The organism is Zoogloea sp. (genome assembly GCF_041908905.1).
Taxonomy (GTDB): domain Bacteria; phylum Pseudomonadota; class Gammaproteobacteria; order Burkholderiales; family Rhodocyclaceae; genus Zoogloea.
The window spans coordinates 115,128-138,572 of sequence record NZ_JAYREK010000003.1 but is presented as its reverse complement, the minus strand read 5'-3'; the positions used below and the strand labels follow the sequence as shown (position 1 = coordinate 138,572).

20 protein-coding genes are annotated in these 23,445 nt (G+C 70.0%); 11 read left to right on the top strand and 9 right to left on the bottom strand.

The window, feature by feature from the left end; genetic code table 11:
* Nucleotides 1–14: 14 nt before the first annotated feature.
* The 9 genes from ureA to ACE3OU_RS03805 all read right to left on the bottom strand — a co-directional run bounded on the left by ureA (nt 15) and on the right by ACE3OU_RS03805 (nt 11,450).
* A complete protein-coding gene (gene ureA / locus ACE3OU_RS03845) occupies nt 15–317 on the bottom strand; it encodes an urease subunit gamma (protein ID WP_374240219.1) in 303 nt (100 codons plus the stop codon).
* Between the two features lie 13 nt (nt 318–330).
* Nucleotides 331–1,191 carry an urease accessory protein UreD gene (locus ACE3OU_RS03840; protein ID WP_374240218.1) on the bottom strand — a complete coding sequence of 287 codons (861 nt, stop codon included), beginning with the start codon at nt 1,189–1,191 and terminating at the stop codon, nt 331–333.
* 44 nt (nt 1,192–1,235) lie between these two features.
* Nucleotides 1,236–1,928, bottom strand: a complete 693-nt coding sequence (urtE, locus tag ACE3OU_RS03835) for an urea ABC transporter ATP-binding subunit UrtE (RefSeq protein WP_374240217.1) — start codon at nt 1,926–1,928, stop codon at nt 1,236–1,238.
* Between the two features lie 3 nt (nt 1,929–1,931).
* Entirely contained in the window at nt 1,932–2,705 is a 774-nt protein-coding gene (gene urtD, locus ACE3OU_RS03830) for an urea ABC transporter ATP-binding protein UrtD (RefSeq protein WP_374240262.1), read from the bottom strand.
* A gap of 59 nt (nt 2,706–2,764) precedes the next feature.
* Nucleotides 2,765–3,862, bottom strand: a complete 1,098-nt coding sequence (gene urtC / locus ACE3OU_RS03825) for an urea ABC transporter permease subunit UrtC (protein WP_374240216.1) — start codon at nt 3,860–3,862, stop codon at nt 2,765–2,767.
* Nucleotides 3,863–3,874: 12 nt separating this feature from the next.
* A complete protein-coding gene (urtB, locus tag ACE3OU_RS03820; RefSeq protein ID WP_374240215.1) occupies nt 3,875–5,452 on the bottom strand; it encodes an urea ABC transporter permease subunit UrtB in 1,578 nt (525 codons plus the stop codon).
* Between the two features lie 151 nt (nt 5,453–5,603).
* Entirely contained in the window at nt 5,604–6,869 is a 1,266-nt protein-coding gene (gene urtA, locus ACE3OU_RS03815; RefSeq protein WP_374240214.1) for an urea ABC transporter substrate-binding protein, read from the bottom strand.
* 281 nt (nt 6,870–7,150) lie between these two features.
* Entirely contained in the window at nt 7,151–8,077 is a 927-nt protein-coding gene (locus tag ACE3OU_RS03810; protein ID WP_374240213.1) for a response regulator, read from the bottom strand.
* Entirely contained in the window at nt 8,064–11,450 is a 3,387-nt protein-coding gene (locus ACE3OU_RS03805) for an ATP-binding protein (protein WP_374240212.1), read from the bottom strand. The genes ACE3OU_RS03810 and ACE3OU_RS03805 overlap by 14 nt, the downstream gene beginning before the upstream one ends.
* Before the next feature lie 143 nt (nt 11,451–11,593).
* On the opposite strand from ACE3OU_RS03805, the gene ACE3OU_RS03800 reads away from it, so the two are divergent.
* The 11 genes from ACE3OU_RS03800 to ACE3OU_RS03750 all read left to right on the top strand — a co-directional run bounded on the left by ACE3OU_RS03800 (nt 11,594) and on the right by ACE3OU_RS03750 (nt 23,356).
* Entirely contained in the window at nt 11,594–11,800 is a 207-nt protein-coding gene (locus ACE3OU_RS03800; RefSeq protein WP_374240211.1) for a glycine zipper 2TM domain-containing protein, read from the top strand.
* Nucleotides 11,801–11,902: 102 nt separating this feature from the next.
* A complete protein-coding gene (locus tag ACE3OU_RS03795) occupies nt 11,903–12,664 on the top strand; it encodes a methyltransferase domain-containing protein (RefSeq protein ID WP_374240210.1) in 762 nt (253 codons plus the stop codon).
* A complete protein-coding gene (locus ACE3OU_RS03790) occupies nt 12,661–13,503 on the top strand; it encodes an NAD-dependent deacetylase (RefSeq protein WP_374240209.1) in 843 nt (280 codons plus the stop codon). Before ACE3OU_RS03795 ends, ACE3OU_RS03790 begins: the two co-directional genes overlap by 4 nt.
* Before the next feature lie 28 nt (nt 13,504–13,531).
* The gene (locus ACE3OU_RS03785) at nt 13,532–14,296 is read left to right on the top strand and encodes a sulfite exporter TauE/SafE family protein (protein WP_374240208.1); all 765 of its coding nucleotides are present in this window, start codon (nt 13,532–13,534) and stop codon (nt 14,294–14,296) included.
* A gap of 13 nt (nt 14,297–14,309) precedes the next feature.
* Nucleotides 14,310–15,170 (top strand): polyamine aminopropyltransferase, encoded by an 861-nt coding sequence (locus ACE3OU_RS03780; RefSeq protein ID WP_374240207.1) that lies wholly within the window; start codon nt 14,310–14,312, stop codon nt 15,168–15,170.
* A 4-nt stretch (nt 15,171–15,174) separates the two neighbouring features.
* Nucleotides 15,175–16,485 (top strand): 16S rRNA (cytosine(967)-C(5))-methyltransferase RsmB, encoded by a 1,311-nt coding sequence (rsmB, locus tag ACE3OU_RS03775; protein WP_374240206.1) that lies wholly within the window; start codon nt 15,175–15,177, stop codon nt 16,483–16,485.
* Nucleotides 16,445–17,062, top strand: coding sequence for a DUF4390 domain-containing protein (locus ACE3OU_RS03770; RefSeq protein WP_374240205.1), 618 nt, complete (start codon nt 16,445–16,447; stop codon nt 17,060–17,062). Before rsmB ends, ACE3OU_RS03770 begins: the two co-directional genes overlap by 41 nt.
* Nucleotides 17,059–19,164, top strand: a complete 2,106-nt coding sequence (locus ACE3OU_RS03765; protein ID WP_374240204.1) for an ATP-binding protein — start codon at nt 17,059–17,061, stop codon at nt 19,162–19,164. The genes ACE3OU_RS03770 and ACE3OU_RS03765 overlap by 4 nt, the downstream gene beginning before the upstream one ends.
* A 13-nt stretch (nt 19,165–19,177) precedes the next feature.
* Nucleotides 19,178–20,428, top strand: coding sequence for a sigma-54-dependent transcriptional regulator (locus ACE3OU_RS03760; protein WP_374240203.1), 1,251 nt, complete (start codon nt 19,178–19,180; stop codon nt 20,426–20,428).
* Nucleotides 20,429–20,468: 40 nt separating this feature from the next.
* Nucleotides 20,469–21,896, top strand: a complete 1,428-nt coding sequence (gene trkA / locus ACE3OU_RS03755; protein WP_374240202.1) for a Trk system potassium transporter TrkA — start codon at nt 20,469–20,471, stop codon at nt 21,894–21,896.
* Entirely contained in the window at nt 21,896–23,356 is a 1,461-nt protein-coding gene (locus ACE3OU_RS03750; protein ID WP_374240201.1) for a TrkH family potassium uptake protein, read from the top strand. The genes trkA and ACE3OU_RS03750 overlap by 1 nt, the downstream gene beginning before the upstream one ends.
* The last annotated feature ends 89 nt before the right edge of the window (nt 23,357–23,445 follow it).

Genomic DNA, 23,445 nt, shown 5'->3' with positions numbered 1-23,445 from the left:
AGTCTCCTCGGGGGTCAGACGATGGGGTTGTGGACGGTGACCAGCTTGGTGCCGTCGGGGAAGGTCGCTTCGACCTGGATCTCGGGGATCAGCTCGGCGATGCCCTCCATCACGTCGGCGCGGCCGAGCACCTGGGTGCCCAGGTGCATCAGCTCGGCCACCGTGCGGCCATCGCGGGCGCCTTCCATGATCGCGCAGGTGATCAGCGCCACGGCTTCGGGGTAGTTGAGCTTCAGGCCGCGGGCCTTGCGCCGTTCGGCGAGCAGGCCGGCGGTGAAGATCAGCAGCTTGTCCTTCTCGCGGGGGGTGAGTTCCATGCGGGTTCCTCGTTCAGGTGTTCCAGATTCGGGGCGGGACGGCCGGACGGCCGCAGCAGGCCGGGCGCAGGATCTGCCACAGGCGGGCCAACCAGCGCCGGGCGGCTTCGCTGTTGTCGCCCAGGTAGCGGGCGACGAGCACCCCGGGCAGCGCGGTGATGCCGTGGCCGGCGCCGTCGTCCGGCGCGATGGCGCGCAGGGCCTCGAGCAGGCCGGCGGCCTGCCGCGGCAGGTCGGGGAAGGCGCACAGCAGCGTGCCACCAACGCTATGGCCAGCCCAGCCGGCGGGGCTGGCGAGCATCGGGTCGGCGCCGTCGAAGCCGCCCCGCTCCAGCCACAGCGGCGCGCCGTCGCGCTTGATGCGGCACAGCAGGTCGAAGCGGCCGTGGGTGAAGTGCTCGCCGGCGGCGGCGCGGCCGAGGCACAGGATGTCCCAGCCGATGAAGCGGCTGCCGGCGGCCAGCCGGACGCGGGTCTCCATGTGCGCCCGGGCGCCGTCGAAGACGATGCTCTCCTGGGGCAGCCATTCCAGCGCGGCGCCCTCCTCCACCGCCAGCTCGATGCGCTGGGACGCCTCCGCCCCGCCGCTGCGGTACCACTTGCCGGCGCCCGGCGTGGTGAGCTGGGCGTGGGCGCCGGCGCCGACGGTGGCGGAGATCAGCAGGTGGTCGCCCCCGGCGATGCCGGACGGCGGGTGCAGCACGACGGCCTGGCACACGCCTTCGCCCTCCGGGTAGAGGGCCTTCTGCACGCGCAGGGGGCCGCAGTGGCGGTTGTCGCGCAGCACGGTGCGCCCGCCGGCGCGGGCGAAGGCGAGGTGCAGCTCGGCGTGCCAGGCTGGCGCGGGCTGGACGGAGGGGAGGCGCGAGTTCATGGCCGGATTATCCGGATAAGGCGGTGGGCGTGGGAGCTCGTCGCTCAGACCGCCAGCGCCTCCCGCACGCCGTCCTGGGGCATGGTCTCTCCCCTGCCCCGCATGATGAACTCGCCGCGCTCCATCAGCAGATACTGGTCGGCCAGGGATTCGGCGAAGTCGTAGTACTGCTCGACCAGCAGGATCGCCATTTCGCCGGTCTGGGCCAGCAGGCGGATGGCGCGCTCGATATCCTTGATGATGGAGGGCTGGATGCCTTCGGTGGGCTCGTCGAGGATCAGCAGTTTGGGCCCCATCGCCAGCGCGCGGCCGATGGCGAGCTGTTGCTGCTGGCCGCCGGAGAGGTCGCCGCCGCGGCGGTGCATCATCTTGGCGAGCACCGGGAACATCTCGAAGATGCGCTCGGGGATCCTGGCGCTGCCGGGCTTGGTGGCGAGGCCCATCAGCAGGTTCTCTTCCACCGTGAGGCGCGGGAAGATCTCGCGCCCCTGGGGCACGTAGCCGATGCCGGCGCGCACGCGCTCGTGGGGCGGCAGCTGGGTGATGTCCCGGCCATCGAAGGTGATGCGGCCTTCGCGGGTCCTGACCAGCCCCATCAGCGACTTGAGCAGCGTGGTCTTGCCGACGCCGTTGCGGCCCAGCAGGGTGGTCACTTCGCCGGTCTTCACCTCGAAGCTGAGGCCGCGGAGGATGTGGCTGCCACCATAGGCCTGGTGGAGGGATTCGACTTTGAGCATGTTTCAGCGCCCCAGATAGACTTCGATGACCCGTTGATCGTTCTGCACCGTGGCCAGGTCGCCCTCGGCGAGCACCGAGCCCTCGTGCAGCACCGTGACCTTGCCGCCCAGCTTCTCGACGAAGGCCATGTCGTGCTCGACCACCACCAGCGAGTGCTTGCCGGCCAGCGACACGAAGAGCTCGGCGGTGCGCATCGTCTCGTCGTCGGTCATGCCGGCCACCGGCTCGTCGAGGAGCAGCAGCCGGGGCTCCTGCATCAGCAGCATGCCGATCTCGAGCCACTGCTTCTGCCCGTGGGAGAGCAGCCCGGCCGGGCGGTCGGCTTCCCGGTCGAGGCGGATCAGGCGCAGGGTCTCGGCGATGCGGTCGCGGGCCTCGCCGGAGAGCCACGCGAACAGGCTGGTCCACACCCGCTTGTCGGTCTTCATCGCCAGCTCGAGGTTCTCGAACACCGTGTGGCGCTCGAAGATGGTGGGCTTCTGGAACTTGCGGCCGATGCCGGCGTGGGCGATCTCGGGCTCGGTAAGGCGGGTCAGGTCGATGGTCTGGCCGAAGAAGGCCTTGCCCGAATCGGGCCGCGTCTTGCCGGTGATGACGTCCATCATGGTCGTCTTGCCGGCGCCGTTGGGGCCGATGATGCAGCGCAGCTCGCCGGCGTCGATGGCCAGGTTGAGCTGGTTGAGGGCCCGGAAGCCGTCGAAGCTGACGGTGATGTCCTCCAGGTAGAGCGCCACGCCATGGGACAGGTCGAGCCCGCCGGTGACGAGGTGGCCCATCTGCTCGGCGCCGTGGATGCCCTCCGGGCGGCCGTCGAGGGAGTGGGAAATGGCGGCGTTCATGCGGCGGCTCCTTCCTTGTTGGTGAGTTTCTTCCACAGGCCGACCAGGCCTTGCGGCAGCATCAGGGTGACGACGATGAACAGCAGGCCGAGGAAGAACAGCCAGTATTCGGGGAAGCTGACGGTGAACCAGCTCTTGGCCAGATTGACCACGAAGGCGCCGATGATCGGCCCGATCAGCGTGCCGCGCCCGCCGACGGCGACCCAGATGGCGATCTCGATGGAGTTGCCGGGCGACATCTCGGAGGGGTTGATGATGCCCACCTGGGGCACGTAGAGCGCCCCGGCGATCCCGCACAGCGCCGCCGACACGACCCAGATGGCGAGCTTGTACCAGAGCGGGTTGTAGCCGATGAACATGACCCGGGACTCGGCGTCGCGGATCGCGGTGAGCACCCGGCCGAACTTCGACTTCACCAGCCAGGCGGCAAACACCAGCGTGGCGGCCAGCGCCAGGGCGGTGAGGCCGAACAGCACCAGCCGCGTCCCGGGCCCGGTGACGGCGTGACCGAGGACGCGCTGGAAGTCGGTGAAGCCGTTGTTGCCGCCAAAGCCCGTCTCGTTGCGGAAGAACAGCAGCATCGCCGCGTAGGTGAGGGCCTGGGTGATGATCGAGAAATACACCCCCTTGATCCGCGAGCGGAAGGCGAAGTAGCCGAACACGAAGGCCACCGCGGCCGGCAGCGCGATCACCAGCACGGCCGCCCAGCCGAAGCTGTCGCTGCCGAGCCAGAACCACGGCAGCTCCTTCCAGTCGAGGAAGACCATGAACTCCGGCAGCCCGGCGCCGCTGGCCTGGCGCATCAGGTACATCCCGAAGGCGTAGCCGCCGAGGGCGAAGAACAGCCCGTGGCCGAGGGACAAAATGCCGCCGTAGCCCCAGATCAGGTCCATCGCCACCGCCACCAGGGCGTAGCACATGATCTTGCCGAGGAGCGTGATGGCGTAGGTGGAGACATGGAAGGGGCTGTCCTCGGGCAGCGCCAGGTGCAGCGCCGGCACGACGGCCAGGGCCAGGCCGAGGAAGACGGCCAGTGCGATCCAGGCCCGGGTGTCCAGTGAGGACAGGATGCGAACGATGAGCGGCTTGCGCATGATGTCCATTCCTTATTCGACGAAGCGGCCCTTGAGGGCGAAGATGCCCTGCGGACGCTTCTGGATGAAGACGATGATGGCGACCAGGATGGTGATCTTGGCGATCACCGCGCCGGCCCAGCCTTCGAGCAGCTTGCTGAAGATGCCCAGGCCGAGGGCGGCCCACACGGCGCCGGCCAGCTGCCCGACCCCGCCGACCACCACCACCATGAATGAATCGACGATGTAGCCCTGCCCCATGTCCGGGCCGACGTTGGAGATCTGCGACAGCGCCACGCCGCCCAGGCCGGCGATGCCGGCGCCCAGTGCGAAGGCCAGGGTGTCGATGCGCGCGGTGGGCACCCCGACGCAACCGGCCATGGCGCGGTTCTGGGTGACGGCGCGAACGAACATCCCCAGCCGCGTGCGGTTCATCAGCACCCACACCAGGAACAGCACGAACAGCGCGAAGCCGATGATCACGATGCGGTTCCAGGGCAGCATCAGGTTGGGCATCACCTCGATCCCGCCGGACATCCAGGCGGGGTTGGCGACCTCCACGTTCTGCGCCCCGAAGGCCACCCGCGCGGCCTGGATCAGCACCAGCGAGATGCCCCAGGTGGCGAGCAGGGTCTCCAGCGTGCGGCCGTACAGCCAGCGGATCACCGTGCGCTCCATCACCACCCCGACGGCCGCCGCGGCGAAGAAGGCCACCGGGATCGCCGCCGGCAGGTACCAGTCGATGAAGCCCGGGGCGTAGGCGCGGAACAGGCTCTGCACGCCGTAGGCGGCGTAGGCGCCGACCATCAGCAGCTCGCCGTGGGCCATGTTGATGACGCCCATCACCCCGTAGGTGATCGCCAGGCCGAGGGCCGCGAGGAGCAGGATGGAACCCAGCGACAGGCCCGAGAACACCCGCCCGAGGTTCTCGGCGACGGCGAGGCGGCCGTCGATGGCCTTGACCGCCTCGATGGCGGCGTAGCGCACCGTGTCGTCGGCCTCCCCGGCCTTGTCGGTGAGGGGCTGCAGCAGGCTGCGGATGGCCGGCGAGGCGGTGTCGGCCAGCGCCTTGACCGCCGCCAGCCGGATGGCCGGGTCGGCGTCGCCGAGGGTGGCCTGGGCGTGGGCCACCGTCAGCAGCGCCCGGATGCCGGCGACCCCCTCCCGGTCCAGGGCGCGGGCCAGCAGCGGCGCCATCCCGGCGTCGGCGCTGGCCTGCAGCGCCTGGGCCGACGCCCGCCGCACGGCCGGGTCGGCGTCGAACAGCTTGAGGGCGGCGAGGGCGTTGGCGAGTTCGCCGCGGAGGCGGTTGTTCACCGTCACCGCCTCCGGCTCGGCCGGCATGGCGACGGCGGCGCCGGTGGCGGCGTCGAAGGCCTGCTCGCCGGTGATGATCAGGGCCCGGTCACTGGCCACATACAGCGCGTCGTCGGCCATCGCCTGGAGCACGCGCGCGGCGTCCGGGTCGGCCGTCCGGGTGAGCTGGCGGATGGCGGCGACCTTGTCGGCGGAATCGTCCGCCGCCAGCCGGCGGACCTGCGCCGGGTCGAGGGCCGCGTGGGCGCTCACGCCGGCGGCGCAGAGCAGTACGAGGAGTAGTTTTCTGATCATGGGATGTCCGTCCGCAGTTTGTGCAGTGCAATGCCAGCTTACGGACCCGCCCGCAGCCCAGAAATACGCTAAATTGCGTAGGGCTACGCAGGCCCGCCCCGAAACGAAAACGGGGGCCGAAGCCCCCGCCGCGCACACCGGTCGAACCGGCTTATCTGGCTTCCGGCTCGCCCTTCTTCTTGTCGTTGCCCGGGATGTAGGGGCTCCACGGCGCGGCCTTGACCGGGCCGGGGCTCTTCCAGACGACGCTGAACTGGCCATCGGCCTTCACCTCGCCGACGAACACCGGCTTGTGCAGGTGGTGGTTCTTCTCGTCCATCTTCACCGTGAAGCCGGACGGGGCCTTGAAGGTCTGGCCGGCCATCGCGGCGATCACCTTGTCGGTGTCGGTGGACTTGGCCTTCTCGACGGCCTGGGCCCACATGTGGATGCCGATGTAGGTGGCCTCCATCGGATCGTTGGTGACCACGGTGCCGGCGTTCGGCAGCTTCTTGCGGACGGCCCAGTCCTTGTACATCTTGATGAAGCGGGCGTTCTCGGGGTTCTTCAGGGACTGGAAGTAGTTCCACGCCGCCAGGTGGCCGACCAGCGGCTTGGCATCGACGCCGCGCAGCTCCTCCTCGCCCACCGAGAAGGCCACCACCGGGACGTCGGTGGCCTTCAGGCCGGCGTTGCCGAGCTCCTTGTAGAAGGGCACGTTGGAGTCGCCGTTGATGGTGGACACCACCGCCGTCTTCTTGCCCTCGGAGGCGAACTTCTTGATCTTGGCGATGATGGTCTGGTAGTCGCTGTGGCCGAAGGGGGTGTACTCCTCCATGATGTCGGCGTCGGCGACGCCCTTGGTCTTCAGGAAGGCGCGCAGGATCTTGTTGGTGGTGCGCGGGTACACGTAGTCGGTGCCGAGCAGCACGAAGCGCCTAGCCTCGCCGCCGTCCTTGCTCATCAGGTATTCGACCGCCGGGATGGCCTGCTGGTTGGGCGCGGCGCCGGTGTAGAAGACGTTCTTCTCGAGCTCCTCGCCCTCGTACTGCACCGGGTAGAACAGCAGGCCGTTGAGCTCCTTGTACACCGGCAGCACCGACTTGCGGGACACCGAGGTCCAGCAGCCGAAGGTCACCGCGACCTTGTCCTTGGTCAGCAGCTGGCGGGCCTTCTCGGCGAACAGCGGCCAGTTGGAGGCCGGGTCCACCACCACCGGCTCGAGCTGCTTGCCCATCACGCCGCCGGCCTTGTTGATCTCCTCGATGGTCATCAGCGCCGTTTCCTTGAGCGCCGTCTCGGAGATCGCCATCGTGCCCGACAGCGAGTGGAGGATGCCGACCTTGATGGTGTCGGCGGCGTGGGCGCTCAGGCCCACCGAAGCCAGGGCGGCGGCCACGACGGTGGCCTTGATGAAGTGACGGCGGTTGCTGTGCATGGAAGGCTCCTCGGACGTTGGATGATCGGGCCGCGTTGTTGCGGTGCAATGCCAGATTACGACCGGGGTGCCGGGTGACAAATACGTGGGATTGCGTAGGCGCCGCCCCGGCGGGATGCGCTGGGACGCGGGCGGGCGCGGCCCGAGTTTCCTTGCACCCGCGGGGGATGGGCTAGGCGGAGCACGGCCCTGGGGGCGCTCCCAAGGAAACGCCGGGCCGCCGCAAGTTTCCTTGACCCCCACAGGGGGCGGGCTGGGCGGAGCCCCGGCCCTGGGGACGCTCAGTTACCGCGCATCCGGCTCATCGCCAGGTTGGCGGCGGCGGTGCGGGTCTCGACGCCGAGCTTCTCGAAGACGTGCTCCAGGTGCTTGTCCACCGTGCGCGGGCTGCTGCCCAGGATGTCGCCGATGTCCTTGCTGGTCTTGCCCCGCACCACCCAGTAGAGCACCTCGGCCTCGCGCTGGGTGAGGCGGAAGGCGGCGATCAGCGACTCGACCGCCGAGGCGTCGTTCTCCTCGCGCAGCACCACCAGCCACTCGTCGTCGCCGGTCTGGTCGTGGAAGGAGGCGAGCAGGCGCTTGTTGCCTTCGGCGATCAGCAACGGGGCCGGCTCGCGACCTTCGCTCCGGGCCCGGTGGGCGGCGGCGATCCAGGCCAGCAGCTCCTCCGGCGCCACCGTCTCGGGGTTGGCGAAGTAGGTGTTGAGCAGGGTCCGGGCCAGCGGCGTCTGCCAGACGATGCGGCTGTCGGCGGCCCGTACCGCGACGGTGGCCTGACCGAAGGCGTCGAGGGCGCTGCGGGCCTGGCGCATCTGGCGGGCATTGCTGACGTGGGCGGCGATCCGCGCGATGACCTCGGCCGGGCGGATCGGCTTGGTCACGTAGTCGGCGCCGCCGGCGGCGAAGGCGGCGACGATGTGCTCGGTCTCGGTCAGCCCGGTCATGAAGACGATCGGGATGTGCTGGGTCGCGAAGTCGGCCTTCAAGCGGCGAGCCACCTCGAAACCGTCCATCCCCGGCATCAGCGCGTCGAGCAGGATCACCTCGGGCAGGCTCTGGCGGGCCCGCTGCAGGGCCGCCTCGCCGTTGGTGGCGACGAGCACCGTGTGCCCGGCCTCGTCGAGGGCGTCGTGGAGCAGGGAGAGGTTCTCGGGCACGTCGTCCACGATCAGGACGATGTGGGACAGGGCGCGTTCAGTGGGGGGCATGGCAGGCTTTCCGGATGATTTCCTTCATCGCTTCGAACTGGAATTGTCGCGCCAGATCGCGCAGCACGCGGACGAACTCGCCATGGACGGCGTCCTGGCGCTCGATCTCGCCCAGCTTGTTGAGGATGCCGCGCAGGTAGCCGAGGTTGATCAGCTCGTCCAGCGCCGCCAGCTCGGCGGGCCCCGGCGGCACCAGCGGAGGGGGCGCCACCGGGGCGGCGGGCGGCGGCGGCATGCCGCTGCTGACCCACTCCAGCCCCAGCCGGTTGCCGATCCAGTCGAGCAGTTCGTTGAGCTTGAAGGGCTTGACGATGAAGTCCTCCGGGCCGACGCCCACGTCGTTGTCGAGGTTCCGGTCGAAGGCGTTGGCGGACAGGATCGCCAGGCGGGCATTGCCGAGGCCCTGCTGGCGCAGCCGCCGGATCGTCTCCCAGCCGTCGATGCCCGGCATGCCGAGGTCCATGAAGATCACATCCGGCGCACAGCGCGGCACCATGGCGAGGCACTCGAAGCCGCTCTCCGCCTGCTCGACGATGAAGCCGAGGGGTTCGAGCAGGTTCTGCAGCAGCTCGCGGTCCACCTTCTCGTTGTCGACCACCAGGATGCGCCGCCGCGCCCCCACGTAGCCGATGCGCTCGAGCCGCGGCAGCTCCCGGGCGGCCTGGGCCGAATGCAGCTGGGGCAGGAACAGCCGGATGCGGAACAGCGTGCCCTCCCCCGGCTGGCTCGACACCTGCATCTCGCCGCCCATCAGCTCGGTGAGCATGCGGGCGATGGTCAGCCCGACGCCGCTGCCCGCCGCCGTCACGTTGCTGCCGCGGGCGAAGGGCTCGAAGATCCGCTGCACCTCGTCGGCCGGGATGCCGGGGCCGCTGTCGCGGATCTCGAAGGTCGCCATCTGGCGCCGGCATTCGACGCGGAACACGACGCCGCCCCGCTGGGTGAACTTGACCGCGTTGCCGATCACGTTGATGAGGATCTGGCGCAGCCGCTTCTCGTCGGCGCGCACGATGGCCGGCAGCTCGCCGACCGGCTGGTAGTCGAAGGCCAGCCCCTTGTCGCGGGCCTGCAGCTCGAACATCCCGACGAGCTGCTGCATCAGCTCGGGGAAATCCATGGCCTTGATGTCGAGGGTCAGCTTGCCGGCCTCGATCCGGGCGATGTCGAGGGTGCGCTCGATCACCGACAGCAGGTGGTCGCCGGACTTGCGGATCACGCTCACCGCCTGCCGGCGGTGGGGCGGGATGTCGTCGTCGGCGGCCAGGATCTGCGCGTAGCCGAGGATGCTGTTGAGGGGCGAGCGCAGCTCGTGGCTGATCGCCGTGATGTAGCGGCTCTTGGCCTGGTTGGCCTGCTCGGCGGCCAGCTTGGCCTGCTGCAGCGCAGTGTCGGTGCGGCGGTGGGATTCGATCTCCTGCATCAGCAGCCGGGTCTGGCGGTTGGACTCCTCCTGGGCGACGCGCCGGCTCCGGTGGGTCAGCACCATCCACCAGGCGAGCACGCCGGAGAGCATCAGCAGCGCAGCGAAGGTCTTGACGAAGGTGTCCCGCAGGCGCGCCACGGCGGCCGGGTCGTCGGCACCGACGAGCAGCACCTCATGGGTGTACAGCACGCCGAGGATCAGCCCGAGCACCGGGACGATGCCGGCCATCAGCAGCAGATAATGGGCGAGCCCGGTGTCGATGTAGGGCTCGGCGGCCCGCGGCAGGAGCCGGCGCAGCAGCGCCCGCCCCTGGGCCGCCAGGCTGGCCTCCGGCTTGCAGAGGTCGTGGCAGCGGGCATCGAGGGAGCAGCACAGGGAACAGATCGGCCCCTGGTAGGCCGGGCAGTGGGCCATCTCCTCGCCCTCGTAGGGGCGCTCGCAGATCACGCAGACGCCGGCGGCAGACGCCGCGGCCGGGCGCGCGAGGTAATAGCGCCCGCCGGTCGCCCAGGCGATCAGCGGCGAGAAGACGAAGGCGCCGGCCAGCGCGATGAAGGAGGCGTAGGGCGCGACCTCGCTCCCGAACAGCCCGGCGAACGCGGCGATGGACAGCACCGACGCGATCGCCATCGCGCCGACGCCCACCGGGTTGATGTCGTAGAGGTTGCTGCGCTTGAACTCCAGCCCGGCGGGCGACAGGCCGAGGGGCTTGTTGATGACCAGGTCGGCGACCACCGCCGCCATCCACGAGATGGCGATGTTGGAATACAGCCCGAGCACCTGCCCGATGGCCTGGAACACGTTCAGCTCCATCAGCAGCAGCGCGATCAGGCAATTGAAGACCACCCACACCACGCGCCCCGGGTGGCTGTGGGTCAGGCGGGCAAACACGTTAGACCAGGCCAGCGAGCCCGCGTAGGCGTTGGTGACGTTGATCTTGAGCTGGGAGACGATCACGAACATCACCGTCGCGGCGATCGCCAGAGTGGTGTCGTCGAACACATGGGAGAAGCCGATCAGGTACATCTGGTTGGGGTCGATCGCCCGCTCCGCCGGCACCGCGTTGCGCAGGGCCAGCCAGGCCAGCAGCGCACCGCCCAGCATCTTGAGGACGCCCGGCACCACCCAGCCCGGGCCGCCGACGATCACCGCCGCCCACCAGCGCCGCCGGTTGGCTGCCGTCCGCAGCGGCATGAAGCGCAGGTAGTCCACCTGCTCGGCGAGCTGGGTGACGAGGGCGATGCCGACGCTCAGCGCCGCGCCGAACAACGGAAAATCGAAGGCCGTGCCCTGGCCCCGGGCGCCGCCGTAGTGCAGCAGGCCCGCCAGCGCGCCCGGCTCCCCGACCAGCACGAAGGCGTAGGGCAGCACCAGCAGGAACAGCCACAGGGGCTGGGTCCACGCCTGCAGCGTGCTGATCGAGGTGACGCCGTGGGTCACCAGCGGGATCACCGCCAGCGCGCAGACCACGTAGCCCCAGGCGGGCGGCAACCCGAAGGCCAGCTCCAGCGCGTAGGCCATGATGGCCGCCTCGAGGGCGAAGAAGATGAAGGTGAAGCTGGCGTAGATCAGCGAGGTGATGGTCGAGCCGATGTAGCCGAAGCCCGCGCCCCGGGTGAGGAGATCCATGTCCAGCCCGTGGCGGGCCGACATCACGCACACCGGCAGGCCGAGCAGGAAGATGATCAGCCCGGTGGCGAGGATGCCCCAGAAAGCGTTGATGAAGCCGGCCTCGATGAGCATGGTGGCGCCGACCGCCTCCAGCACCAGGAAGGCCGCCGCCCCGAAGGCGGTGTTGGCGACCCGCCACTCCGACCACCGCCGGAAGCTGGGCGGGGTGAAGCGCAGCGCGTAGTCCTCGAGGGTCTCGTTGGCGACCCAGGTGTTGTAGTCGCGCCGGACCTTGACGACGCGCTGGGCGGGCGGCGGGGTATTCGCATTCGGCTTCATGGGTGGATTAGAACATGGCGCACGCGCCCTTACATTTCCACACGACTCCTTACACGCCTGGCGCCCGGCCCGGCCTATAGTCGAGCCGTGCACCTTGTCTGCCATCCGTAGCAGACCGCCTCCCACAACCCCAGGAGAAGATCATGAGACTCTTGCTCAAACACCTGATGGCCGTCCTTGCCCTGACCGCCTTCACCGGCTGCGCCAACATGACCGCCCAGCAGAAGAACACCGCCGTCGGTGCCGCCATCGGCGGCGTGGCCGGTTCGGTGCTGACCAACGGCAGCGCCGTCGGTACCGTCGGCGGCGCCGCGGTGGGCGGGGTGATCGGCAACCAGATCAAGCGCTGACCCCCCGGCGACATGAAAGGGAACCCGGCTCCGGCCGGGTTCTTCTTTTTGTGCCTCCCCACCGGCCTTCGGCGACAATCAGGGCTTTCAGGGGAGGACATCATGGGCTGGGAGCCGGACCGTTACCTGCAGTTTGCCGACGAACGCCTGCGCCCGGCGCAGGACCTTCTGGCCCGCGTCCCCCTCCCGGCGCTGGCCCGGGTGGTGGACCTGGGCTGCGGCCCCGGCAACGTCACCGCCCTCCTCGCCAGGCGCTGGCCGCAGGCCAAGCTCACCGGCGTCGACGCCTCCGCCGCGATGCTCGAACGGGCCCGCAGGGCGCTGCCGGAGGCCCGCTTCGAACAGGCCGACATCCGCCACTGGACCCCGGCCGACGCGCCCGAGCTGATCTTCTCCAACGCCGCCCTGCACTGGCTGGACGATCACCCGTCCCTCTTCCCCCGCCTGCTCTCGCGGCTCGCCCCCGGCGGCGTGCTGGCGGTGCAGATGCCCGGCAACTTCGACGCGCCGTCCCATCGCCTGATCCGGGAACTCGCCGCCTCGCCGGCCTGGGCCGACCGGCTGGCCGGTGCCCGGATGGGCGCGGTGCTGGAGATGCCCGCTTACCACCGCCTCCTCGCTCCCCACTGTCGGCACCTCAGCCTGTGGGAGAGCACCTACTGGCAAACCCTGGGCGGGCCGACGCCGGTGCTCGACTGGCTGCGCGGGACCACCCTGCTCCCCTATCTGACGCCCCTCCCGGCCGACGAGCAGGCGCGGCTTCTCGCCGAACTGGCGCCACAACTCGCCGCGGCCTACCCGCCCGACGCCGGCGGAAGCACGCTGTTCCCGTTCCGCCGGATTTTCCTGGTGGCCGCCCGATGAGCGCCGACCTGCAGCAGCGCTGCGACGACGCAGCCCGCCTGATCGAAGCGGCAGACGGCCTGATGATCACCGCCGGCGCCGGCCTGGGCGTCGATTCCGGCCTGCCCGACTTCCGGGGCAACACCGGCTTCTGGCGCGCCTATCCGGCCCTCGCCGACGCCCGCATCGCCTTCGAGGAGATCGCCTGCCCGGACGCCTTCGTGCGCACGCCGACCCTCGCCTGGGGCTTCTACGGGCACCGGCTCAACCTGTACCGGCGCACCGTGCCACATCGGGGCTTCGCGATCCTGCAAGCGATCGGGGCCCGACTCGCGCGGGGCGCCTTCGTGTTCACCTCCAACGTGGATGGCCAGTTCCAGCGCGCCGGCTTCGACGAGGCGCAGATCTGCGAGGTGCACGGTTCCATCCATCACCTCCAGTGCCTGGAGGGCTGCGACGGGCTCGTCACCCCCGCCGACGGTTTCACGCCGGAGGTGGACGAGGCCGCCTGCCTGCTGCGCAGCCCCCTGCCCCGCTGCCCCCGCTGCGAGGCCCTGCTGCGACCCAATGTGCTGATGTTCGGCGACTGGGGCTGGCTGGCCCCGCGCACCGCCGCCCAGCGCCGGCGCCTGGAGTCCTGGCTCAACGACGCTGGCCGGGTGGTCGTGGTGGAGATCGGCGCGGGCCAGCATGTCCCCACGGTGCGCTGGTTCAGCGAGAGCCTGGGCGAACCGCTGATCCGCATCAACCCCACCGAGCCCGACATCCCCGGTCGTGGCGTGAGCCTGCCAACAGGCGGCCTGGCGGCCCTGGAGGGCATTCACCAGGCCTTGTCGCACCGCGGTTTCTTCGACCGCTGACCCCGTTGTTTCACGTGAAACATTCACCATGGACCCACTCTTCCTGCTCCTGCCCGCCGGGGCTTTCTTCGCCGGCCTCGTCGACGCCGTGGTGGGCGGCGGCGGCCTGATCCAGATTCCCCTCCTCTTTTCGACCTTTCCGGGCGCGGCGCCAGCCACCCTGTTCGGCACCAACAAGCTCGCCAGCGTCGTCGGCACCACCAGTGCGGCGATCCGTTACGGCCGGCGCATCCAGATCCCGTGGCGGATCGCCGGGCCGGCTGCGCTGGCGGCGGGGGGCGGCTCGTGGCTCGGGGCCCGGGCGGTGTCGCTGTTTCCGCCGGCGGCCCTGCGCCCGTTGATCCTGGTGCTGCTGATCGCGGTGGCGATCTACACCTTCCTGCGCAAGGATTTCGGCATCAGCCACCAGCGCCTTGCCGACCCCCGCCGCGAGCTGCAGCTCGCCCTAGCCATCGGCGCCGGCCTCGGTTTCTACGACGGTTTCTTCGGGCCCGGCACCGGGAGCTTCCTGATCTTCCTGTTCATCCGCCTGTTGCAGATGGATTTCCTGCACGCCTCGGTGATGGCCAAGATCGTCAATGTAAGCACCAACCTCGCCGCGATCGCCTTCTTCGTCGCCCACGGCGAGATCTTCTGGCAGGTAGCCGGCGTGATGGCCCTCAGCAATCTGGCCGGCTCCCAGGTCGGCTCGGCGCTGGCCCTGCGCTACGGCGCGGCCTTTATCCGCAAGGCCTTCCTGGTGGTGGTGGTCGTGCTGATCCTGCGCTTCAGCGCCGACACCTTCCTGGCTTGAGGAGATGTTTCACGTGAAACACCCGCCGCTCTCCCTCCCCCTCGCCCCCGGCGCCACCCTCGGCCTCGCCACGCACACACCGTCGATCGCCGTGCCCAGCGCGTTCCAGCGCATCGCCGTGGAACACAGCGTCCGCTTCGGCCGCCTCTACCACCTGGACGGCGATGCGATGGCCGCCGAGGCGGACGAGTTCATGCTCCACGAGAGCCTCGCCCACCTCGCCGCCCTCGACCACCCGGCACCGCGGCAGGCCCTCATCCTCGGCGGTGGAGATGGCGCCAGCGCCCGCGAGCTGCTCCGGCACCCGGGCCTCGCACGCATCGTCGTCGCCGAACTCGACCCCGCCGTGGTCGCCACCGTTCGAGCGCATCTGCCCGCCCTCCCCGCCGGCGCCTTCGAGAACCCCCGCGTCACGCTGCGCATCGGCGACGCCGCCCGCAGCCTGCACGACCTCCACAGCCAGGGCGAACGCTTCGACCTGATCCTGCTCGATCTCACCGAGCCCGACGACCCGGCCTGCGCCCACCTCCACGACACCGCCTTCCTCGCGCTGTGCACCGCCAGCCTCGGCCCCGGTGGCATCGTTCACGTACAGCTCGGCTCGCCCTTCTACCAGCCGGACAAGGTCTGCCGCCTGCACCAGCGCCTGCGCCGGGCCTTCGCCTCGGTGCGCCTCAGCCAGATCAGCGTGCCGCTGTACGGCGGGCCGTGGCTGCTGGCCCGCTGCAGCATGCAGGCCGTGCCAGCCCCCGCCATCGATCTTCTGCAACAGCGCATGGAAGAACGCGGCATCCGCGGCCTGCGCTACTACAATCCAGCCCTGCACCTCGCCAGCGAGGCCCTGCCCAACTACCTGCGCGACCTGCTCGCCTGACGCCATGCCCATTCTTTCCCACACCCCGCCCAGCCTGGCCGAAGACAGCCTCGGCCACGCCCTGCTCACCAGCGCCGAACTGATCGCCGAGGTCGTCGGCGGCACCACCCTCACCGACGCCCTGGCCCGCCTGTGGGCCGCCCGCCCGGCCACCCCGGCCGGCGTGCGTGGCGCCATCCTCGACCTCACCTACGGCACCCTGCGCGACTACGGCCGGCAGGATTTCATCCTCGGCAAGCTGCTGCAGAAACCGCTGCCCGAGCCGCTGCAGTCCCTGCTGCGGGTCGCCCTGCACCGCCTCGCCGTGCGCCCCGACACCGCCCACACGGTGGTCGACCAGGCCGTGAGCGCCGCCGCGACCCAGCTCGGCGGCAAGTTCAAGGGCGTCGCCAACGGCGTGCTGCGCAATGCCCTGCGCCAGGCCGGCGAGCTCGCCCAGGGCGCCGACGCCGACATGGTTGCCGAGCACCGCCACCCGCCCTGGTGGATCCGTCGCCTCAAGGGCCAATACCCGCAGAAGTGGCGCGCCATCCTCGCCGCCGGCAACAGCCATCCGCCGATGGCCCTGCGGGTCAACCCGCTGCGGGCCAGCGACGACGAGGTGCTCGCCGACTTCGCCGCCGCCGGCATCGCCGTGAAGCGCCTCGCCCCGGGCACCCTGCGCCTCGAACAGCCCATCCCGGTGAGCCGCATCCCGGGCTTCGCCGAGGGTTGCGTCAGCGTGCAGGACGCCGGCGCCCAGCACGCCGCGCGCCACCTCGACCTCGCCGACGGCCAGCGCGTGCTCGACGCCTGCGCGGCGCCCGGCGGCAAGAGCGCCCACATCCTCGAGACCGCCGACGTGGACCTCACCGCCCTCGACGCCGACCCCCTGCGCGTCCGCCGGATCACCGACAACCTGGCCCGCCTCGGCCTCGGCGCCGACGTGAAGGCCGCCGACTGCCGCAACCTGGACGCCTGGTGGGACGGCCGCCCCTTCGACCGCATCCTCGCCGACGTGCCCTGCTCCGCCTCCGGCGTGGTGCGGCGCAACCCGGACATCAAGTGGCTGCGCCGTTCCGACGACATCCCGCGGTTTGCCGCCCAGCAGGCGGAGATCCTCGACGCCCTGTGGCAGACCCTCGCGCCGGGTGGCAAAATGCTCTACGCGACCTGCTCGGTGTTTGCCGACGAAAACGGGGCCCAGATCGCCGCCTTCGCGGCCCGCCACGCCGATTGCCGCCGCCTCCCCATCGCGGGGCAACTCGACTGCCAGTACCTGCCGTGCGCCGACCATGACGGATTCTTCTACGCCCTGCTCGAGAAAACCGCCTGAGCGCCGCCGCCTCATCGGCGCCGCGCTGGCCCTCGCCGCGGCCTGCGGCCTGGGCCTGGCGCCCGCAGCGGCCCGGGCCGCCGAAGCCGAGATCCGCAACGCCGCGCTGGTGCTGAGCGACGACACCTACGTGCTCAACGCCGACATCGTCGCCGAGCTCACCCCGCTGCTGGCCGACGTGGTGGCGCGGGGCGTATCGCTGTACTTCGTCACCGAGTTCGAGCTGGCCGCACCGCGCTGGTACTGGCTCGACGAGGAGGTCGTCACCAAGAGCCTCACCTACCGCCTCTCCTACCAGTCGCTGACGCGCCAGTACCGCCTCACCAGCGGCGCGCTGCACCAGAACTTCGCCAGCCTCGAGGAGGCCCTGCGCACCATGCTGCGCATCCGCAACTGGAGCATCGTCGAGCGCGGCGCGCTGCGCATCGGCCGCAGCTACAACGCCGCGCTGCGTTTCTGCCTCGACGTCGGCGAGCTGCCCAAGCCGCTGCAGGTGAGCGCCCTCGGCCGCAAGGACTGGAGCCTGGGCTCCGACTGGTATCGCTGGACCTTCGCCGCCGGACGGGACGCCCGATGAGGCCCACCGTCCTCGTCGTCGCGGCGGCGATCGCCGGGATCCTGCTCTTCCTGCTCGCCACCGCCAGCGCCAACACCCCCCTGTTCGCCCGCAACTACACCCTGCTGCTGGGGCTCAACGGCGTCATCGCGCTGGGCCTCGCCAGCCTGGTCTTCGTGCAGCTGCGCGGGCTGTGGCAGGAATACCGCGCCCGCCGCTTCGGCTCGCGGCTCAAGCTGCGCCTGATGGCCATCTTTGCCGCGATGGCGGTGGTGCCGGGAGCGCTGGTCTATGCGGTGTCTCTGCAGTTCGCGGTGAAGAGCATCGAGTCGTGGTTCAACGTGCGGGTCGACACCGCCCTCGAGAGCGGCCTGCAGCTCGGCCGCGCCGCCCTCGACATGCTCCTCGACCAGCTGGCCGCCAAGGCCGACCGCATGGCCCAGGAGCTCGAGACGGCGCCGCAGGTCCGCTCGCCGCTGCTCAACGAGCTGCGCGAGCGCCACGGCGTCGAATCGGCCACCGTGTTTTCCCCGAGCGGCAAGATCGTCGCCACCGCCGACACCCAGCTCGCCGCACTGCTGCCCGAGCAGCCCACCGCCGCCCAGCTGCGCGACGCCCGCCAGAGCCGCGGCTACCGGGCCACCGAAGGGCACGCCGCCAACGGCCTGCTGCTGCGGGTCATCGTGCCGATCCCGTCGCGCCGCCTCGGCGAGCCCCAGCTGCTGCAGGTCACCCAGGACGTCCCCCAGGCCTTCGCGATGCACGCCGAGAGCGTCGAGACGGTGCACCGCGACTACCAGGAGCTGTCCCTCGCCCGCAACGGCCTGAAGAGCATCTACACCCTCACCCTGACACTCACCCTGCTGCTGGCCCTGTTCGCCGCGGTGGCGGTGGCCTTCGTGCTCACCCGCCGCCTGGCGGCGCCGCTGTTCATCCTCGCCGAAGGCACCCAGGCCGTCGCGGCCGGCGACTTCAGCCCCCGCCAGGCCCTGCCCGCCCGCGACGAGCTGGGCGTGCTGACCCAGTCCTTCAACCAGATGACGCGCCAGCTCGAGGACGCCCGCGCCCAGGCCGACAACAGCCGCGCCGCCGTCGAGCGTAACCGCGCCTACCTCGAGAGCGTGCTCGCCAGCCTCTCGGCGGGGGTGCTCGCCTTCTCGCCGGACGGCCACCTGCGGGCCGCCAACCACGGCGCGATGACCATCCTCAACGACGGGCTGGACGGCTACGAGCACACCCGCCTCGCCGACTGGCAGGGCCACGCGGCCTTCCGCGACGCCCTCCTCGAAGGCTTCGCCGCCCCCGAGCCCGACTGGCACCGCCAGCTCGAATTCTTCAACCCCGACGGCAGCACCCAGACCCTGCTGCTCCACCGCACCCGCCTGCCCGACAGCACCGGCGGCGGCTGGGTGGTGGTCTTCGACGACATCACCCGCCTGATCGTCGCCCAGCGCACCGCCGCCTGGGCCGAGGTCGCCCGGCGCCTGGCCCACGAGATCAAGAACCCCCTCACCCCGATCCAGCTCTCCGCCGAGCGGCTGCACTTCAAGCTCGCCGACCGCCTCGACGACGAAGGCCGCCAGATGCTCGAACGCTCGACCCAGACCATCGTCAACCAGGTCGAGGCGATGAAGAACCTGGTCAACGCCTTCCGCGACTACGCCCGCCTGCCCAGTCCGCAGATGGCGCCCCTCGACCTCAACGCGCTGGTGCGCGAGGTGCTGGGGCTCTACGAGAGTTCGCCGGTGATGATCCACGCCGAGCTGGGCGCCGACCTGCCCCGGGTGCTGGGCGACGCCACCCAGCTGCGCCAGGTGATCCACAACCTGCTGCAGAACGCCGAAGACGCCCTCGCCGACCAGGATGACGCCGAGATCCGGCTGTTGACCCGCAGCGATTCGCGGCGGGTAGACTTGATCCTGCGCGACAACGGCCCGGGCTTCCCGCCCGAGATCCTGTCCCGCGCCTTCGAACCCTACGTGACGACCAAGGCCCGCGGCACCGGGCTGGGCCTGGCCATCGTAAAAAAGATCATCGACGAACACGAAGGCGAGATCCGTCTTGCCAACCGAGAAACCGGCGGAGCGGAGATCCGCATCCGCCTGCGCAGCGCCCCCCAATAAGAACCCAGCGTCCATGGCCAAAATTCTCATCGTTGACGACGAAGTCGGCATCCGCGAACTCCTCTCGGAAATCCTCCGCGACGAGGGGCACGACATCATCCTCGCCGAAAACGCCGCCGCCGCCCGGGCCGCGCGCAACGCCGCCCGCCCCGACCTCGTGCTCCTCGACATCTGGATGCCCGACACCGACGGCGTCAGCCTGCTCAAGGAATGGTCCGCCAACGGCCAGCTGACGATGCCGGTGGTGATGATGTCCGGCCACGGCACCATCGACACCGCCGTCGAGGCCACCCGCATCGGCGCGATGGAGTTCCTCGAGAAGCCCATCGCCCTGCAGAAGCTGCTCGCCGCGGTCAAGCGTGGCCTGGCCCGCATCAAGCCCGCCCACGCCCCCAGCCCGCTGGGCCTGGGCGCCTTCTCGCGCTCGGCCCCGCTGCGCGACCTCAAGAAGCGCCTCGAGCAGATGGCCGACAAGTCGCGCATCATCCTGCTGCGGGTCGGCCCGGGCAGCCTCGCCGAGCTGTGCGCCCGCACCCTGCAGCGGATCGGCACCCCGTGGCTGGACCTGTCCCTGTCCGCCGCGCCCCTCGAGCTCAACACCCTCGAAACCGCCCGCAACGGCCTGCTCTACGTGCCCGAGCTGTACTACCTGTCGCGCCCCCAGCAAAAGAACCTGGTCTTCGCGATGGACCGCCTGGAGCGCCACGGCCAGACCCTGGTGGTCGCCACCGAGCACGGCATCGACGAGCTGATCGAGCATGGCTGGGACGAGCGCGCCCTCACCCGACTGTTCGAAGTCTCCCTGGCGCCGCCGGCCCTTGGCGAGATCCGCGACGAGATCCCCGAGATCGCCAGCCAGATCCTGCTCCACTTCGTCGAGGCCGGCGAAGTGCCGCCCCGCCGCCTCAGCTCGGCGGCCCTCAACGCGCTGCGCAACCGCAACTGGAGCGGCGGCTACGCCGAGCTGAAGGCGGCCATCAAGTCCCTCGCCCTCGGCACCCTGGAAGAAGAGATCGGCATGGACGACGTCGCCCACCTGCTGGTCAAGACCCCGACCGCCGCCCTCGGCCTGCCCCTCGACCTGCCGCTGCGCGAGGCCCGCGAGATCTTCGAGCGGCTGTACTTCGAGCACCACCTGCAGATCGACGGCAGCAACATGACCCGCCTCGCCGAAAAAACCGGCCTCGAGCGCACCCACCTCTACCGCAAGCTCAAGCAACTGGGCATCAGCGTCGGCAAACGCCACGACAACGGCGACGGCTGACCCCCACCTGCGCCGCCCGCCGCCTCCCTGGAGCACAACAATGAAGATCATCATCCTCGGTGCCGGCCAGGTCGGTGCCTCGGTGGCCGAGAGCCTCGTCTCGGAAGCCAACGACATCACCATCGTCGACCAGGACGGCGAGCGCCTCGCCCACCTGCAGGAACGCCTGGACCTGCGGGTCATCACCGGGAATGCCGCCTCGCCGTCGGTCCTCGAGCGCGCCGGCGCCGCCGACGCCGACCTGCTGATCGCCGTGACCCAGTCGGACCAGACCAACCTGTGCGCCTGCCGGGTCGCCAAGACCCTGTTCAACGTGCCGACCCGCATCGCCCGCCTGCGCGCCGCCGACTACGAGGACCACCCCCAGCTGCTCGACGAGCACAACTTCGCCGTCGACCACTCCATCTGCCCCGAGCAGATCGTCACCGACTACATCCGCAAGCTCATCGAATACCCCGAGGCCCTGCAGGTGCTCGAGTTCGCCCACGGGATGCTGACGATGATCGCGGTGCGCGCCTTCGACGGCGGCCTGCTGGTGGGCAAGTCCCTCAAGACCATCCCCGAGCGGCTGCCCAACATCGACGCGCGGATCGCCGCAATCTTCCGCCACGAGCAGCCCATCGTGCCCACCGGCGACACCGTCATCGAGAGCGGCGACGAGGTCTTCATCATCGCCGCCAGCTCCCACATCCGCCGCGTGATGACCGAGCTGCGCCGCATGGACCAGCCGATCCGCCGGGTCATCATCGCCGGCGGCGGCAACATCGGCCTGCGCCTGGCCAAGGCCATCGAGAACACCGTCACCGTCAAGCTCATCGAACGCGACCGCCGCCGCGCCGAGCACCTCGCCGCCGAACTCGAACGCACCGTGGTGCTGCGCGGCGACTCCACCGATGAGGCCCTCCTCGACGCCGAGAGCATCGAGGAGACCGACATGTTCCTCGCCCTCACCAACGACGAGGAAGACAACATCATGTCGGCCTCCCTCGCCAAGCAGATGGGCGCCCGCCGCACCCTCGCGCTGATCAACCGCAAGTCCTACGTCGACCTCGTGCAGGGCGGCCGCATCGACATCGCCATCTCGCCGGCCCACACCTCCATCGGGCAACTGCTGGCCCGCGTCCGCCGCGGCGACGTGGCCGCCGTGCACAGCCTGCGCCGCGGCGCCGCCGAGGCCCTCGAACTGGTCGCCCACGGCGACGCCAGGCACTGCAAGGTGATCGGCCGCCGGCTCGAAGAGCTCGACCTGCCCGAGGGCGCCACCATCGCCGCCCTGGTCCGCCAGACCGGCATGAGCCGCACCGAATACCGCGACCTGGTGCCCTACGAGGTGCCCATCGTCGAGGTCATCATGGCCCACCACGACACGGTGATCCGCCCCGACGACCACGTGATCGTCTTCTGCACCAGCAAGAAGCTCGTCGCCCGGGTCGAGAAGCTGTTCCAGGTCGGCTGGGGGTTCTTCTGATGGTGGGCCTGCTCCCGGTTGCCAATGTGCTGGGCCGGCTGCTGTCGATCTTCAGCTCCGCCTACCTGATGCCCATCGCGGCCTCCATCCTCTACCGCGACGGCACCACCGCCGAGTTCGTGGCGGCGATGGCGATCTCCCTGCTCGGCGGGCTGACCCTCTACTTCACCACCCGCGCCGACTACCGCGAGCTCAAGCCCCGCGACGGCTTCCTGCTGGTATCCACCGTGTGGGTGCTGATGGCGGGGATCGCCAGCATTCCGCTGCTCCTCGTTTACGACACGATGAGCGTCACCGACGCCTTCTTCGAGGCCATGTCGGCCCTCACCACCACAGGCTCGACGGTGATGACCGACCTCGACAACGCGCCGCCGGCCATCAACCTGTGGCGCCACGAGCTCAACTGGCTCGGCGGGATGGGCATCATCGTGCTGGCGGTGGCGGTGCTGCCCATGCTCGGGGTCGGCGGCATGCAGCTCTACAAGGCCGAGATGCCCGGCCCGATGAAGGACTCCAAGCTCACCGCGCGCATCGCCGACACCGCCAAGGCCCTGTGGCTGGTCTACCTCGGGATGACCGTCGCCTGCATGCTGCTGCTGCGCCACGCCGCCGGCCTGTCCTGGCTCGACTCCGTGTGCCACGCCTTCTCCGCGATGTCCCTGGGCGGGCTGTCCACCCGCGACGCCGGCATCGGCGCCTTCGACAACCCGACGGTCGAGCTGATCCTGATCGGCTTCATGCTGCTCTCGGCCATGAACTACGCGACCCACTTCGCCGTCGTCCAGCGCCGCGACCTGCGCCTCTACTGGCGCGACGTGGAGGCCCGCGGCGTGCTCGGGCTGGTCGGCGTATCGTGCTTCAGCATCGCCGGCTACCTGTGGCTGGAGGGCACCTACGAGGACTACCCCACCGCCCTGCGCCACGTCAGCTTCAACCTGGTCTCGGTCGCCCTCTCCTGCGGCTTCGTCAGCCAGGACTACGAGCAGTGGCCGATCTTCGCGCCGCTGTGGATGCTGTTCCTCGCCAACATCACCTGCAGCTCCGGCTCCACCGGCGGCGGCATCAAGATGATCCGCACCCTGATCCTCGCCAAGCAGGCCAACCGCGAGCTCGCCCGGCTGATCCACCCCGCCATCGTCAACCCGGTCAAGGTGGGCGGCGGCGCCATCCCCAACAACGTGGTCATCGCGGTGCTGGGCTTCATCTTCCTGTACTTCATGAGCGTGGTGCTGCTCACCTTCGTGCTGATCCTGTCCGGGCTGGACTTCATGACCGCCCTCGGCGCAGTCCTCGGCAACATCACCAACGCCGGCCCCGGCCTCGGCAAGGTCGGCCCGGGGGGCAGCTACGCCGAGCTCACCGACTTCCAGACCTGGGTGTGCAGCTTCACGATGCTCCTCGGCCGCCTCGAGGTGCTGTCCCTCGCGGTGGTGTTCACGCCACAGTTCTGGCGCAAGTAGGCAACGCGGCGGGGGGGGGGCCGGGCGGAGTCCCACGCCCCCCCCCCCCCGCGCCAAGGGCCCCGACCCCCAGCAAAAAAAAAGTGCAA

Coding starts and splice junctions, on each gene's coding strand:
- ureA (WP_374240219.1), bottom strand. CDS start 317: ATGGAACTCACCCCCCGCGAGAAGGACAAGCTGCTGATCTTCACCGCC.
- ACE3OU_RS03840 (WP_374240218.1), bottom strand. CDS start 1,191: ATGAACTCGCGCCTCCCCTCCGTCCAGCCCGCGCCAGCCTGGCACGCC.
- urtE (WP_374240217.1), bottom strand. CDS start 1,928: ATGCTCAAAGTCGAATCCCTCCACCAGGCCTATGGTGGCAGCCACATC.
- urtD (WP_374240262.1), bottom strand. CDS start 2,705: ATGGGCCACCTCGTCACCGGCGGGCTCGACCTGTCCCATGGCGTGGCG.
- urtC (WP_374240216.1), bottom strand. CDS start 3,862: ATGCGCAAGCCGCTCATCGTTCGCATCCTGTCCTCACTGGACACCCGG.
- urtB (WP_374240215.1), bottom strand. CDS start 5,452: ATGATCAGAAAACTACTCCTCGTACTGCTCTGCGCCGCCGGCGTGAGC.
- urtA (WP_374240214.1), bottom strand. CDS start 6,869: ATGCACAGCAACCGCCGTCACTTCATCAAGGCCACCGTCGTGGCCGCC.
- ACE3OU_RS03810 (WP_374240213.1), bottom strand. CDS start 8,077: ATGCCCCCCACTGAACGCGCCCTGTCCCACATCGTCCTGATCGTGGAC.
- ACE3OU_RS03805 (WP_374240212.1), bottom strand. CDS start 11,450: ATGAAGCCGAATGCGAATACCCCGCCGCCCGCCCAGCGCGTCGTCAAG.
- ACE3OU_RS03800 (WP_374240211.1), top strand. CDS start 11,594: ATGAGACTCTTGCTCAAACACCTGATGGCCGTCCTTGCCCTGACCGCC.
- ACE3OU_RS03795 (WP_374240210.1), top strand. CDS start 11,903: ATGGGCTGGGAGCCGGACCGTTACCTGCAGTTTGCCGACGAACGCCTG.
- ACE3OU_RS03790 (WP_374240209.1), top strand. CDS start 12,661: ATGAGCGCCGACCTGCAGCAGCGCTGCGACGACGCAGCCCGCCTGATC.
- ACE3OU_RS03785 (WP_374240208.1), top strand. CDS start 13,532: ATGGACCCACTCTTCCTGCTCCTGCCCGCCGGGGCTTTCTTCGCCGGC.
- rsmB (WP_374240206.1), top strand. CDS start 15,175: ATGCCCATTCTTTCCCACACCCCGCCCAGCCTGGCCGAAGACAGCCTC.
- ACE3OU_RS03770 (WP_374240205.1), top strand. CDS start 16,445: ATGACGGATTCTTCTACGCCCTGCTCGAGAAAACCGCCTGAGCGCCGC.
- ACE3OU_RS03765 (WP_374240204.1), top strand. CDS start 17,059: ATGAGGCCCACCGTCCTCGTCGTCGCGGCGGCGATCGCCGGGATCCTG.
- ACE3OU_RS03760 (WP_374240203.1), top strand. CDS start 19,178: ATGGCCAAAATTCTCATCGTTGACGACGAAGTCGGCATCCGCGAACTC.
- trkA (WP_374240202.1), top strand. CDS start 20,469: ATGAAGATCATCATCCTCGGTGCCGGCCAGGTCGGTGCCTCGGTGGCC.
- ACE3OU_RS03750 (WP_374240201.1), top strand. CDS start 21,896: ATGGTGGGCCTGCTCCCGGTTGCCAATGTGCTGGGCCGGCTGCTGTCG.